This is a genomic window from Nocardia sp. N2S4-5 (assembly GCF_044628355.1).
In the GTDB taxonomy this organism is placed as follows: Bacteria; Actinomycetota; Actinomycetes; order Mycobacteriales; family Mycobacteriaceae; genus Nocardia; species Nocardia wallacei_B.
In genome coordinates this window covers 4,330,931-4,343,426 of record NZ_JBIUPM010000001.1, presented here as the reverse complement: position 1 = coordinate 4,343,426, position 12,496 = coordinate 4,330,931, and the positions used below count along the sequence as shown (strand labels likewise).

Annotated in this window: 12 protein-coding genes; 7 read left to right on the top strand and 5 right to left on the bottom strand. The window is 70.4% G+C overall.

Features of this window, described 5'->3' with window-relative positions:
- The first annotated feature begins 3 nt into the window (after nt 1–3).
- Nucleotides 4–2,085: a molybdopterin-dependent oxidoreductase gene (locus ACFMRZ_RS19795; RefSeq protein ID WP_400180292.1), complete on the top strand. Its 2,082-nt coding sequence runs from the start codon at nt 4–6 to the stop codon at nt 2,083–2,085.
- Here the strand turns inward: ACFMRZ_RS19795 and ACFMRZ_RS19790 are convergent.
- Entirely contained in the window at nt 2,007–2,846 is an 840-nt protein-coding gene (locus tag ACFMRZ_RS19790; RefSeq protein ID WP_400180291.1) for a helix-turn-helix transcriptional regulator, read from the bottom strand. The two genes, ACFMRZ_RS19795 and ACFMRZ_RS19790, sit on opposite strands and share 79 nt — an antisense overlap.
- An 86-nt stretch (nt 2,847–2,932) precedes the next feature.
- On the opposite strand from ACFMRZ_RS19790, the gene ACFMRZ_RS19785 reads away from it, so the two are divergent.
- On the top strand, nt 2,933–3,688 hold the full coding sequence (locus ACFMRZ_RS19785; RefSeq protein WP_400180290.1) for an SDR family oxidoreductase: 756 nt from the start codon (nt 2,933–2,935) through the stop codon (nt 3,686–3,688).
- Nucleotides 3,689–3,716: 28 nt separating this feature from the next.
- Here ACFMRZ_RS19785 and ACFMRZ_RS19780 read toward each other — a convergent pair whose 3' ends face one another.
- Genes ACFMRZ_RS19780 through ACFMRZ_RS19765 form a run of 4 tightly spaced genes read right to left on the bottom strand, consistent with a single transcriptional unit; the run spans nt 3,717 to nt 7,196 of the window.
- Nucleotides 3,717–4,805, bottom strand: coding sequence for an NAD(P)H-dependent flavin oxidoreductase (locus ACFMRZ_RS19780; protein WP_400180289.1), 1,089 nt, complete (start codon nt 4,803–4,805; stop codon nt 3,717–3,719).
- Nucleotides 4,802–5,557, bottom strand: coding sequence for a CoA-transferase (locus ACFMRZ_RS19775; RefSeq protein WP_280274956.1), 756 nt, complete (start codon nt 5,555–5,557; stop codon nt 4,802–4,804). The genes ACFMRZ_RS19780 and ACFMRZ_RS19775 overlap by 4 nt, the downstream gene beginning before the upstream one ends.
- Nucleotides 5,554–6,432: a CoA transferase subunit A gene (locus tag ACFMRZ_RS19770; RefSeq protein ID WP_280274955.1), complete on the bottom strand. Its 879-nt coding sequence runs from the start codon at nt 6,430–6,432 to the stop codon at nt 5,554–5,556. Before ACFMRZ_RS19770 ends, ACFMRZ_RS19775 begins: the two co-directional genes overlap by 4 nt.
- Nucleotides 6,432–7,196 carry an enoyl-CoA hydratase family protein gene (locus ACFMRZ_RS19765; protein ID WP_280274954.1) on the bottom strand — a complete coding sequence of 255 codons (765 nt, stop codon included), beginning with the start codon at nt 7,194–7,196 and terminating at the stop codon, nt 6,432–6,434. Before ACFMRZ_RS19765 ends, ACFMRZ_RS19770 begins: the two co-directional genes overlap by 1 nt.
- A 50-nt stretch (nt 7,197–7,246) precedes the next feature.
- Between ACFMRZ_RS19765 and ACFMRZ_RS19760 the strand changes: the two genes are divergently transcribed.
- From ACFMRZ_RS19760 to ACFMRZ_RS19740, 5 genes are all read left to right on the top strand, one after another.
- Nucleotides 7,247–8,053 (top strand): SDR family oxidoreductase, encoded by an 807-nt coding sequence (locus tag ACFMRZ_RS19760; protein ID WP_400180288.1) that lies wholly within the window; start codon nt 7,247–7,249, stop codon nt 8,051–8,053.
- 11 nt (nt 8,054–8,064) lie between these two features.
- Nucleotides 8,065–8,982 carry an SDR family oxidoreductase gene (locus ACFMRZ_RS19755; protein WP_400180287.1) on the top strand — a complete coding sequence of 306 codons (918 nt, stop codon included), beginning with the start codon at nt 8,065–8,067 and terminating at the stop codon, nt 8,980–8,982.
- A gap of 360 nt (nt 8,983–9,342) precedes the next feature.
- Complete coding sequence (locus ACFMRZ_RS19750; protein WP_400180286.1) at nt 9,343–10,770, top strand: hypothetical protein; 1,428 nt, start codon at nt 9,343–9,345, stop codon at nt 10,768–10,770.
- Nucleotides 10,771–10,782: 12 nt separating this feature from the next.
- A complete protein-coding gene (locus ACFMRZ_RS19745) occupies nt 10,783–11,295 on the top strand; it encodes an ImmA/IrrE family metallo-endopeptidase (protein ID WP_187686407.1) in 513 nt (170 codons plus the stop codon).
- A 31-nt stretch (nt 11,296–11,326) separates the two neighbouring features.
- Nucleotides 11,327–12,352 carry a hypothetical protein gene (locus tag ACFMRZ_RS19740; RefSeq protein WP_280276999.1) on the top strand — a complete coding sequence of 342 codons (1,026 nt, stop codon included), beginning with the start codon at nt 11,327–11,329 and terminating at the stop codon, nt 12,350–12,352.
- The last annotated feature ends 144 nt before the right edge of the window (nt 12,353–12,496 follow it).

Here is a 12,496-nt window from a genome sequence, read left to right as displayed (position 1 = left end):
GGGGTGAAGGTGCTGGGTGCGTGCCCGCTGGACTGCCCCGACGCGTGCTCCTGGGTGGTGACCGTCGAGGACGGCCGGGCGGTCGGTCTGCGGGGCAACCGGGAACATCCGGTGACCCGCGGCGCGCTGTGCGTGAAGGTGAACCGGTATCTCGAGCAGTTGCACGCGCCGGATCGGATCACGTATCCGATGCGGCGCGTCGGCGCCAAGGGCGAGGGCCGATTCGAGCGGATCAGCTGGGACGAGGCGCTCGACGAGATCGCCACGCGGCTGGGCGGGATCATCGACGAGTACGGCGGCGAGGCCATCTGGCCGTTCCACGGCACCGGTAGCCTCGGCTATATCCAAGGGTTGGAAGGCTTTTCGGGGCGGCGGTTCTTCAACGTGCTGGGCTCGTCGCTGCACGACCCGACCATCTGCTCGATCTCGGGAACGCTGGGGATGAAATACACGCTCGGCACCTCGGGCGGGATGGACCCGGAGGATTTCGCGCGCTCGAAGCTGATCCTGCTGTGGGGCACCAACCCCCTCACCTCCGGCCACCACGTGTGGAAGTTCATCCAGGACAGCGGCGCCTACACCGTCGCGATCGATCCGGTCCGCACCCGCACCGCCGAACGCTGTGACGAACACCTCGCGCCGCTGCCCGGCACCGACGCCGCGCTGGCACTCGGCCTGATGCACGTGATCGTGTCGATGGGCGCGCACGACACCGATTTCCTCGCCGCACACACCGAGGGCTGGGATGAATTCCACACCCGCATAGCCGAATTCACGCCGGAGCGGGTCGCGGAGATCACCGGCCTGCCGCGGCAGCGGATCGAGGCGCTCGGCGAGCGGATCGCCCGCACCCGGCCCACCGCGATCCGCGCCTCCCAGGGCATCCAGCGGCATGCGGGTGGCGGCATGGCGCTGCGCACCCTGGCCTGCCTGCCGGGCGTCACCGGCGACTGGGCGATTCCCGGTGGCGGACTGCACTATTCGACCACCGGGCACTTCAAGCTGAACCTGCCGGAGCTGGTGCGGTTCGACCTGTTGCCGAAACCGGTGCGGATGTTGTCGCAGACGCGGATCGGCGACGGCCTGCTCACGGTCGACGACCCACCGGTCAAGGCGCTGTTCGTGATCGCCGCCAACCCGGTCGGCTCCAACCCGGACCAGGGGCGGGTGATCGCGGGACTGTCTCGCGAGGACCTGTTCACCGTTGTGCTGGAACACTTTCCGACCGATACCGTGGACTACGCCGACATCGTGCTGCCCGCCACCATGCAGCCCGAACATCTGGACGTGCTGGCCGCCTACGGGAACATGTACCTGGTGTGGAACGAGCCGGCGGTCGCACCGCCCGGCGAATGCCTGTCCACCACAGAGACATTCCGCCGCCTGGCCCGGCGGATGAACCTGGACGAGCCGTCCCTCTACGATTCCGACGAGGACCTGGCCCGGCTGCTGCTGAAGGATTTCGATGTCGAGCGACTGCGCGCGGACGGGTTCCTGCGCGTCGAGCCGGGCCCGGTGCCCGCGGACAAGCTGAACTTCCGCTCCGCGCGTGCGGAAATGGCGGGCCACGATCCCTTACCCGGCTACACGCCACCCGCGGAGCTGGTCGGCCGGGATTTGTTGTCGAGTGATACGCCACCTGCGGATGCGGGAGATGGGCTCGTCCTGATTTCCGCGGCCTCTCACTACTTCCTGAACACCACGTTCGGAAACAATCCCGAACTGCGCCGCCGCGCGGGCGATTCCCGCATCACCCTGCATCCCGAGGACGCGGCCGCCCGCGATATCGCCGACGGCACACCGGTTCTCGTGTCGAACGCGCGCGGCTCCTTCGAGGCGACGGCCGAGATCTCCGACCGTGTCCGCCCGGGCGTCGCCGCCACCACCAAGGGCCGCTGGGCCAAGTTCACCGGCGGCGCCACCGTCAATGCCACCATCGCCGAACGCGACTCCGACTTCGGTGGCGGCGCCGTCTTCCACGACAACCGGGTGCGGGTCACCCCGCGTCAGGACGCCGGTGCGCCGGCGGCCGAACCGATTCGGCGGAACACCGCGTCGGCGGGCGAGCCGGGATCGGCGCAGTAGAGGATCATGCGCTGGTCGGTGTCGGAGATGTGCAGGACCTGGCATTCGAATTCCAGCGGGCCGAACAGCGGGTGCCGCACGTTCTTGCGGTGGCCGCGCCGCACCTCGACCTCGTGCTCGGACCACATCCGGGCGAAACGCGGTGCGGTGCCGAGCAATTCGGTGACCAGCTCGGCCAGTGCGCGATTGCCGGGATAGCGCGCGTAGGCGGCGCGCAGATCGGCGACGGTGGAGCGGGCGAAGGCGGTGGCGGAGTCGTCGTCCCAGTGCGGATGGTCGTCGGGTTGGCGGAAGATCCAGCGGATCATGTTGCGATCCTGGTCGGGCCGCGCGTCGAGATCACCGATGAACGGCACCGCCGCGGCGTTCCAGGCCAGGATCTCGTATGTCGCGTCCACCACGTAGGCGGGCGTCGCGGTCAGATTGTCGAGCACGATGCGCACCGAGGGCGGGACGACGCGGTTCGGCCCGGCGTGCGGCGGCGGATTCTCGCCCGCCATCCGGAACAGGTACTCCCGCTCGTCGGTGGACAGCAGCAGCGCCCGCGAGAGGGCGGAAAGCACCTGCCGCGACGGCCGCGACCCGCGCGCCTGCTCCAAGCGGACGTAGTAGTCGACCGACAATCCGGCCAACTGCGCTACTTCCTGTCGCCGCAGGCCCGCCGTGCGGCGGTTGAGCCCGTCCGGTAGTCCCACGTCGCGGGGTTGTAGCCGGGCCCGCCGGGCGCGCAGGAAGGCCGCGAGTTCGCTCCGATCCGCCATGGGTTCAGTGTCCGCCGAACTCGGCCCGCGTGGGTGGTACAACTTGGTCCTCCCGGGCGTGCGCGTTCGCTGCGACGCTCGCTGTCATGACGACAACAGCCCTGATCACCGGTGCCAACAAGGGCATCGGGCACGAGACCGCCCGCCGACTCGCCGCGCGCGGCACGACCGTTCTGATCGGTGCGCGCGATCCCGGACGCGGGCTGGCCGCCGCCGAGAAGCTGGCGGCCGACGGCGCGGACGCCCGGTTCGTCCGGCTCGATGTGACCGACGCCGAGACCATCGCGCGCGCCGCGGAGTACATCGGCGCCGAATTCGGCGAGCTCGACATCCTGATCAACAATGCCGCCATCACCGGCCCCCTGGAGGGTGACGGCAAGGCCTCCGCCACCACCCTGGCGACTATGCGAAAGGTGTACGAGACCAACGTCTTCGGCGTCGTCGCGGTCACCAACGCCATGCTGCCGCTGCTGCGCGCCGCGGCGGCGGCCCGCATCGTCAATGTCTCCAGCGAGGTCGGCTCGATCACGCTCACCTTCGATCCGCAGAGCCCGATGTGGCAGCTGGGCGCGATCCCGTACCCGTCCTCGAAGTCCGCGCTCGACATGATCACGACGCTGTACGCCAAGGAACTCTGGGACACCCCGATCAAGGTCAACGCCGCCAACCCCGGCTACACCGCCACGGATCTCAACGGGCACAACGGCTTCCGGACCGTCGAGCAGGGCGCGGAGCCGATCGTGCACCTCGCCACGCTGCCCGCGGACGGGCCGACCGGGCAGCTCTGGGGATATCGCTGGGGTGCGGCGGACGGTGACGAGTACGGCGTGCTGCCCTGGTGATCGAGCACCTCGCCACGTCGGCCGGGGTCTACGACCCGGGTGCCGCGTTCGCGCCGTCGCGCAGTGCGGCGAGCGCATTGATGCGCGCCGCCGCGTCGCCGACGATGCGATCGATGAGTTCCCGCACCGTGGGCAGGTCCTCGATGACGCCGGTGACCTGTCCGGCCGCCAGCACACCCGCCTGGGTGTTGCCCTCGACCAGCCCGGCCTTCAGCAGCATCGGGGTGTTGGCGGCCATGACCACCTGAGACCAGCTGAGGTCCTTGGCCTTTCGCATGGCCAGGCCGTCGCGCACGATGGTCGACCACTTCATCCCGGTCATGCTCTTGAACTTGGTGGCGTTCGACACCGCGGCCGCCAGCCCGCGCCACCGGCCCGAATGTTCCAGCCGGTCCACGAGTTCGGTGTTCAGCACCCGGTGCGGCATGCCGTCCACCTTCAGCGACACCACGGTGTCCTGCAGTCCGCGCTGCAGGTACTCCCGCTTCACCGCGTCCGGCACCGTGCTCTCCTGGGTGAGCAGGAACCGCGTGCCCATCGCGACTCCGGCCGCGCCGTAGGCCAGCGCGGCGGCCAGCCCGCGACCGTCGAAGAAGCCGCCGGCCGCCACCACCGGGATGTCCACGGCGTCGAGCACGGACGGCAGCAGCAGCGTGGTGGCGACCGGGCCGGTGTGCCCGCCGCCCTCGCCGCCCTGCACGATCACCGCGTCGGCGCCCCAGGAGGCGACCTTCACCGCGTGTTTGGCCGCACCGATCGACGGCACCACCACCACACCGGCGTCCTTGAGCCGCGCGATGAGTTCCCGCTTCGGCGCCAGTGCGAACGACGCCACCCGGACCTGCTCGCGGATCAGCAGTTCGATCCGCTCGGGGGCATCGGTGGCGTCGGCGCGGATGTTGACGCCGAACGGTTTGTCGGTGTGCGCCTTGGTTTTCGCGATCGCCGCCTCGAGTTCCGCGAAGGTCATCGTCGCCGACGCCAGGATGCCGAGCCCGCCCGCGTCGGCGGTGGCGGCGACCAGGCGCGGTCCGGCCACCCAGCCCATGCCGGTCTGTACGACCGGATGTTCGATGCCGACCAGATCGGTGAGCGCGGTCCTGATCCGGGCGGTCATCGGACCTCCTTGTCCCGAATGCCCTTGGGGTCCAGCACGGTTCGGATGATCCGCAGTTCCTCGTCGGTGGGCCACCTGGTGACCGGCGCGGATTCCAGCTCGGCCACCTCGAACGAGGTGTTCTCCGCGACCTCGTCGGCGGTCACGCCCGGGTGCAGCGACAGCGCCCGCAACGTGTGGCCGGGGCCGCCGAAGTCGAACACACCCAGGTTGCTCACCACACGGTGCAGGTGATGGAACCGGAACGCCGGATTCTCGGGGTCGATGCGGTCGTAACCGACACCGCACACGATGTCGACCTGCTCGCAGAACACCCGCTTGCCGTGCCGCGGCACGAAGTAGCTGGTGGCGTGGTTGATGGTATTGCCGGGTGCGCCACGCACGCCGAACATCTGGCGATTCGGCTGCTGCAGCGGACCGAACGCCGACAGATTCTGATTGCCGAACCGATCGATCTGGTTGGCGCCCATCACGACGTGCCGTCGCCCGGAGGCCACCACGTCGAAGACCTTGCCGAACGGAATCCAGCCCTCCGCAGGGGCTTTCGCGCCCAGTGCGGGGGTCTCGGCGAGCAGCACCGACTCACCGTCGGAGATCAGCAGATCCGGTTCGAAGGTCAGCCGTGCCAGTCGCGCGCCGATCGTCGGCGTGGGCGACATCGGGCTGGCCATGATTTCCCCTGCGCCACGGAAGATCTCGGCGCACGCGACCGCGCACACCTCGGCCCGGGTCGCGGTGGTGGTGTCGGTCATCGGCGCTCCTCTGCGAATTCGCGGACCGCGGCCTGGTATTCGTCCTCGGTGACGTCCAGGTACCGGGATTTGAACGCGGCCCAGGTCTCGGGCTCCCCGGCCGCCTCGACGTAGTGCCGCTGGAACCGCTCGTCGCGGCCGTAGCTGCCGGAGAAGGTGAAGTGCGCGCCGCCCGGGGCCTCGACCACGCCGTCGACCATCATCCGGTTGAGGATGATCGCCTGCTGCGGAACGGCTTTCACCAGTTCCTCGGTATCCACCAGCCGGTCCACCGACAGGAAGCGGCGCTCGGCGGCCAGGCAGTAGAGATCGTCCATGTAGGGGTCGACGCCGGTGTAGGCGGCGTTGCCGTGCCGGTCACCGAGGTCCAGGTGCACGAAGGCGGCGTCCAGCGTCAGGGCGGGCATGGCGACGAGCGTCTCGGTGCGGCCGTCGGCGTCGGGGTACGGCGAGGACACCGTGCGCAGGTCGCCCTCCCAGAACTTCAGGACGTCCGAGCCCAGCCCGGCGCGGATCGGCAGGAACGGCAGCCGGGCCGCCGCGGCCTGCAAACCGCACTTCACCATGCCCTCGTCCATCTCGCGGACCACGATCTCGCCGCCGGTGCGCGCCTTGGCGAACCACGGATCGTAGAACGGCGCCGAGTCCAGCGATACGAAGCCGTAGTAGGCCTTGCGCACCTTGCCCGCCGAACACAACAGTCCCAGATCCGGCCCGCCGTAGGTGACCACGGTCAGATCGGTGACGTCGGAACGCAACAGCGCGCGCACGAAGGCCAGCGGCTTGCGCCGGGAGCCCCAGCCGCCGATGCCGATCGTCATGCCGCTGCGCAGCTGCCCGACCGCCTCGTCGAGCGTTGTTCGCTTGTCGCGCATCAGTTTCCACCCCGTTTCGCTGCCAGGTCCTCGTCGAACTTGGCGCGGATCTCGTCGGACACTCCGGCCAGGTTCAGCTCGAAGGTGAAGCCCTGCTCGTACCGGTAGCTGCGGTGCACGTCCTGCACGTCGATGCCGTTGAGGGCGCGCTTGGCGGCCCGGATGACCCGGCCGTCCTTCGCGGCGATGCTCTTGGCGACTTCCAGTGCGGCCGAGTCCAATTCGGTGCGCGGCACCACCTTGTGCACCGACCCGAAGTGATGCAGCTGCTGCGCGGTGACCGTGCTCGCGGTGTAGAACAGCGTCCGCATCATGTGCTGCGGCACCAGCCGGGCCAGATGGGTGGCCGCGCCCAGCGCGCCGCGCTCCACCTCGGGCAGCCCGAAGGTGGCGTCGTCGGAGGCGACGATGACATCGGCATTGCCCACCAGGCCGATGCCGCCGCCGAGACAGAATCCGTTGACCGCCGCGATCACCGGGACCTGGCAGTCGTACACCGCGCCGAACGCCGCGTAGCAGCCGTGATTGGCATCGATGAGGGTCTGGTGGCCCGGATTGCGCTGGATCTCCTTGATATCCACGCCCGCGTTGAAGCCGCGGCCCTCGGCGCGCAGCACCACCACCTTGGTCTCCGGATCGCGCCCGGCCGCCGTGACGGCGTCGGCCAGATCGAACCAACCGGCCGTGGGCAGCGCGTTGACCGGCGGATAGTCGATCGTGACGACCTCGATGCCCGAGGTCTCGGTGTGACGGTTGATCCCCATCGCATGTCCATTCGTTGGCCAAACAAGCAAGTGCTTGGTAGGTTATCACGGTGGCAATCGAAGTGGACCTGTCCGGATCCGTCGCCCTGGTCACCGGCGGCGTGCGGGGAGTGGGCGCCGGTATCAGCCGGGTATTCCTGGATGCGGGCGCGACCGTGGTGACCTGCGCGCGCCGTCCCGCCGACAGCCCCGTCACCAGCTCCGGCCGCACGGCGGAGTTCCTGCCGTGCGACGTGCGCGACGGCGACTCGGTGCGGACCCTGATCAATACCGTCGTGGAGCGGTACGGCCGCCTCGATCACGTGGTCAACAACGCCGGCGGGGCGCCGTTCGCGCTCGCCGCCGAGGCCAGCGACAACTTTCATTCGAAGATCGTAGAGCTGAATCTGCTTGCGCCACTGCTTGTTTCGCGCGCAGCCAATGCGGTGATGCAGGAGCAGCCCGGCGGCGGTTCGATCGTGATGGTCTCCAGTGTGAGCGGCTTCCGGCCCTCGCCCGGCACCGCCGCCTACGGTGCGGCCAAGGCCGGGATCAACCACCTCGTCGCCTCGCTGGCGGTGGAGTGGGCGCCGAAGGTGCGGGTCAATTCGATGATCGTGGGCATGGTGCGCACCGAATCCAGCCACCTGCACTACGGCGACGAGGCGGGGATCGCCGCGGTCGGCGCGACCGTCCCGCTGGGGCGGCTGGCCGCGCCCGAGGAGATCGGCAAGGTGGCCCTGTTCCTGGCCTCGCCGCTGGCCGGTTACGTCAGCGGCGGGTCGCTGCTGGTGCACGGCGGCGGCGAACGGCCGGCGTTCCTGGCCGCGGCCACGGCCAACGACGCGTCGAAAACCCACGCAGCACAATCGAAATGAGAGCGACGAACATGGCAGACAACACCGACCGGATCTGTGCGGGCCGCACCGTCATCGTGACGGGTGCGGGCGGGGGCATCGGCCGCGCGCACGCGCTCGCCTTCGCCGCCGCCGGCGCCAATGTGGTGGTCAACGACCTCGGCGCGGAATTGGACGGCACGCCCCGGGCGGATTCCCCGGCGGCCCAGGTCGTCGAGGAGATCCTCGAACTCGGCGGCAAGGCGGTGGTCAACGGGGACGACGTCGCCGATTGGGCCGGTGCGCAACGGCTGATCGATCAGGCCGTGCAGACCTTCGGCGGCCTGGACGTGCTGGTCAACAATGCCGGGATCGTTCGCGACCGGATGCTGGTGAACCTGTCCGAGGAGGAGTGGGACGCGGTCGTGCGGGTGCACCTCAAGGGCCACTTCGCCACCATGCGGCATGCCGCGCAGTACTGGCGCGCGGAGTCGAAGGCCGGACGCCCGGTCGACGCCCGCATCGTCAACACCAGCTCGGGGGCCGGTCTGCAGGGCAGCGTCGGCCAGGGCAACTACGGCGCCGCCAAGGCGGGGATCGCGGTGCTGACCATCACCGCGGCCGCGGAGTTCGCGCGCTACGGGGTCACGGTGAACGCCATCGCGCCGAGCGCCCGGACCCGGATGACCGAGACGGTCTTCGCCGACATGATGGCCAAGCCCGAGGACGGCTTCGACGCGATGGCCCCGGAGAACATCTCGCCGCTGGTGGTCTGGCTGGGCAGCCCGGATTCGGCGGGTGTGACCGGCCGCATGTTCGAGGTGGAGGGCGGCAAGGTGGCTCTGGCCGACGGCTGGCGGCACGGTTCGCCGGTGGATCGCGGCGCCCGCTGGGAGCCCGCGGAGCTGGGCGCGGTGGTGCGCGAGCTGATTGCCAAGGCGACGCCGCCGGAGCCGGTGTACGGCGCCTGATCCTTCCCCCGGTCCGACACGAACGACCGAATCGCACGACGCGCCGCACCCTTCCCCGCGGTTTCGATCCGGCGCCCGGTCGGTGTCGAATGACCTTGTGCGAGTTGCGAGGAACCGGGTGTGGCCCGGCTGTTGCCGAGGTCCGAGCCTCGGCGCGGTGGGCGCATCCGGCTCGTCGTTCCCGCTCGGGCCGTCCCGGCGGGGTCGATAGACGTGCATACCCGGTGGTGGGGCACGTCACACGATCCCACTGCGGGAGCAAACACCCGGCAGTTATGATGATCGGCGTCCGTTGTATTCCCGGATGTAGAGGCGACCGGGTTGAAGATCTGCGCTGAACGATGAGGGGAAGGCAAGCGCATGACCGTTGGTCGCATAGCGCGCGTAGCGGCAGTTGCCGGAATAGTCGCCGGTTGCGGCCTGCTGGGGCCCCTCGCGGCGCAGGCACAGCCCAATGGCGGCTGTCCGCAGTGCGCCCCCTCCGGCTCGGGCGATGGTGACAGCGGCGCGCCTCTGAGCATTCCCGGGCGATCCGGCGCGGGCGATCCACCCCGATACCAGGGGCCGCAGGGCCAGTCCTCGCAGGATCAAGCCTCGCAGGGCCCGATGTCGCGGGACGGCGTCGCACAGGCCCCGTCCTCGCCGGGATCTCCGAACTCGTCGCGGCAGTCACCCTCGGCCGATCCGACCGCTCGAGACGCGGCCGCGGGTATCGGGCTGCTGGAGCTGCCGTCGCTGCTCGGTACGGGTTCCGCCAGTATTCTCGGCACCGGTTCGGCGGCGGTGGGTTCGGCCGCGGCCACCGGATCCGCGGCGGTCGGTGGAACCGGTTCCGCCGCAGTGGGTTCCGCGGGAGCGGCCACCGGTTCGGCGGTCCTCGGCACGGGCTCCGCGGCGGTGGACACCGGCTCGGCCGCCCTCGGTTCCGCGGTGGGCGGGACGGGCTCGGCACTGGCCGGCGCCGGTTCGGTAGTCGGCCCCGCACTCGCGGGCACCGGCTCCGCCACCGCGTCCGCACTGGGCGCCCTCTTCGGCACCGGTTCCGCCGCAACGGGTTCCGCGGCCGTGGGTACGGGCAGCGCGTTGGCCGCTCTGCTGGGTACCGGTTCCGCGGCAACGGGTTCCGCCGCGGTGGGTACCGGAGGCGCGTTGGCTGCTCTGCTCGGTACTGGCTCGGCGGCAACGGGTTCCGCCGCGGTGGGTACGGGAAGTGCGTTGGCCGCTCTGCTCGGCACCGGTTCCGCCGCAACAGGTTCCGCCGCGGTGGGTACGGGGAGTGCGTTGGCCGCGTTGCTGGGGACCGGTTCTGCGGCAACGGGTTCGGCTGTGCTCGGGACCGGGTCGGCGCTTACCGGTTCCGCGGCGGTGGGGTCGGCCGCGGTGCTTTCGCCGCTCTTGCTGTTGTTGTTGATTCAGCCGCCGCCGGTTCCACCCGCGGTGCCCGCGCCGCCGCTGGCGATTCCGCCCGTTCCGGTGCCGCCGGTGCCCGCGCTGCCCGCGGTCGTGCCGCCGATCCCGGTGGCCGCGCCGCCCGCCGCGCCCGCGCCGCCCGCCCCGCCGCCGCCGGCGTCGCCGCCGCCCGCGGTGCAGGCGCAGCCGAGCCACGACGTACGCCCCACCTCAGACAGTGGTCTGCTGCCGCCCGTCAAGGTGCTGAGTGTGGTCGGCGGCCTGGCCGCGATGGCCTTGGCCGCGGCCGGTTCCGGTGCGGTCAGCTTCCAGAGCGCCTCGGCGGCCCAGGCCCGCATCGACGCCGCACGCGCGGAATTCTTCGGACCACGGGCCTGAGGGGGGTGACCGATGACCGAGAGTCGCGCACAGAGTAGTCGCTCGTATCGCCGGGTCGCGGCCGCCGTCGACGCGGTCTGCGCGGTGGCCGCCGATTTCGACGCCACCACCCTCGACGAGGTGGTGCTGGCCATTTCGGCCGAGCGCCGCCGCCCGATCGAGATCGCCAGCGCCCAATTGGGTCCGGGCGTGTGCGGCCAGCGCCGCAGCTACCCCGACAAGGACGTGATCGTGCTGGCGTCGGCGCTACCCAGCCGCGAGCACACCCTCGCGCACGAGCTGGGCCACATCGTCTTCGACCATCCCGGCGAGCCGGCCCCCGAGGTCACCCTCGAGGCCAGCGACGACCTGATCGCCTACATGCTCAGCCAGCGCGCGCACCAGCAGATCGTCGACGACGGCGAGGACGACCAGTGCGAGTGGGAAGCCGAGACCTTCGCCAGCATGCTGATGACCCGGCTGCGCGTGTTCCACAACCGAGGCGCGGGCGTCTCGGTGCTGCGATTCGACGAGGCACTCGGATGACGGTGCCGGGCAATCCGATGGAGGACGCGGTATGACGTTCTGGCTGACCGCCCTGCTGGTCTGGATGGCCGCGGGCGCGCGCGTCGGACGCGTGATGGTGAAACCGGCGACGACGGCCCGGGTCGCGATCGTGGTCGCGGTGGCGGCCGTCGCCGCGGCCGCCACGGTGACCATCCCCGAGGTCGCCGTGGCCCTGGACCATTTGGTGCCCAACGGTATTCGCGGGCAGATGTTCGCCGATCGGATTCAGGCGGCGGCCTGGCTGCTGTTCGCCGTGGCGACCTCGGTGGTCGCCTCGGCCGCTTGGCCGGTGGTCTCGCGGCGCAACCTGCGCCAGATCGCGGCGTACATCTACGCGGGCGGGCTGATCGCGATCGCCGTGACGCTGGCCTGGTCGACCCTGTTCGGCTGGGTGGTGACGCTGCTGGGCTGCGCCTTCGTCGCGCTCACCGGCCTGCGGAATCTGGACTGGACGGCGCTGGGCCGCGGCATCGCCCTCTACACCTCGGGCACCGTCCTGGTCGGTGTGCTGTCGGCGCTGTCGATCCGCCGCCTGGCGATGGACGCCGAGCCCGCGCGGGCCGGACAGCCGGGCTGGTTCTGGCCCGCTTGGCAGGTGGCGAGCCTGCTCGTCGCGGTCGGCGCGGTGTGGATCGTCATCGAGCTGTGGGCCCGAGCGCGTCTGCTGCTGCGGCAGCTGCGGCCGCTGCATCGCACCATGGTCGGCCGCTTCCCGGAGGTCGTGGCCAAGGACCAGACGGGCTCCACCACTCAGCTCAAGGCGTCCGATCAGGTCGCGCAGATCATGGACGCGCTGTATCTGCAGTCCGGCGGGGGAGTGGAGTTGATGGCCGCGGGTCGGCCGGCGGACTCCATCACCGAACGGGCCGACCGGGTCGCGCGGTGGGCCCGGCACCCTCTCGGCGAGGTGGTGGTGGACGCGCGCTGGATCGCCCCGCCGGAGGGGATGAGCCCGCGCGGCTGGGTGCAGGCGATCGCCCGCGCCTTCGAGTCGACCTCGGAGGAACCGCGCGCCACGGCGTCCCAGCGCGGCTGACCGAGACATCGCCGGAGATTCGCCCAACCGACCGGTCTCGTGGTCTGGATCACCGCGCCGACAACGCGTTCGGGCATGGCTGTGAGCGAAGCGTCCCCCGCTTCGTTCACAGCCGCAAAACAAACACAGTGCGGTTCCGAGTCT

Excerpts from the sequence above, each read along its gene's own strand:
- ACFMRZ_RS19745 (WP_187686407.1), top strand. The coding sequence starts at position 10,783 with ATGACCGAGAGTCGCGCACAGAGTAGTCGCTCGTATCGCCGGGTCGCG.
- ACFMRZ_RS19755 (WP_400180287.1), top strand. The coding sequence starts at position 8,065 with ATGGCAGACAACACCGACCGGATCTGTGCGGGCCGCACCGTCATCGTG.
- ACFMRZ_RS19770 (WP_280274955.1), bottom strand. The coding sequence starts at position 6,432 with ATGCGCGACAAGCGAACAACGCTCGACGAGGCGGTCGGGCAGCTGCGC.
- ACFMRZ_RS19790 (WP_400180291.1), bottom strand. The coding sequence starts at position 2,846 with ATGGCGGATCGGAGCGAACTCGCGGCCTTCCTGCGCGCCCGGCGGGCC.
- ACFMRZ_RS19765 (WP_280274954.1), bottom strand. The coding sequence starts at position 7,196 with ATGGGGATCAACCGTCACACCGAGACCTCGGGCATCGAGGTCGTCACG.
- ACFMRZ_RS19740 (WP_280276999.1), top strand. The coding sequence starts at position 11,327 with ATGACGTTCTGGCTGACCGCCCTGCTGGTCTGGATGGCCGCGGGCGCG.
- ACFMRZ_RS19780 (WP_400180289.1), bottom strand. The coding sequence starts at position 4,805 with ATGACCGCCCGGATCAGGACCGCGCTCACCGATCTGGTCGGCATCGAA.
- ACFMRZ_RS19775 (WP_280274956.1), bottom strand. The coding sequence starts at position 5,557 with ATGACCGACACCACCACCGCGACCCGGGCCGAGGTGTGCGCGGTCGCG.
- ACFMRZ_RS19785 (WP_400180290.1), top strand. The coding sequence starts at position 2,933 with ATGACGACAACAGCCCTGATCACCGGTGCCAACAAGGGCATCGGGCAC.
- ACFMRZ_RS19750 (WP_400180286.1), top strand. The coding sequence starts at position 9,343 with ATGACCGTTGGTCGCATAGCGCGCGTAGCGGCAGTTGCCGGAATAGTC.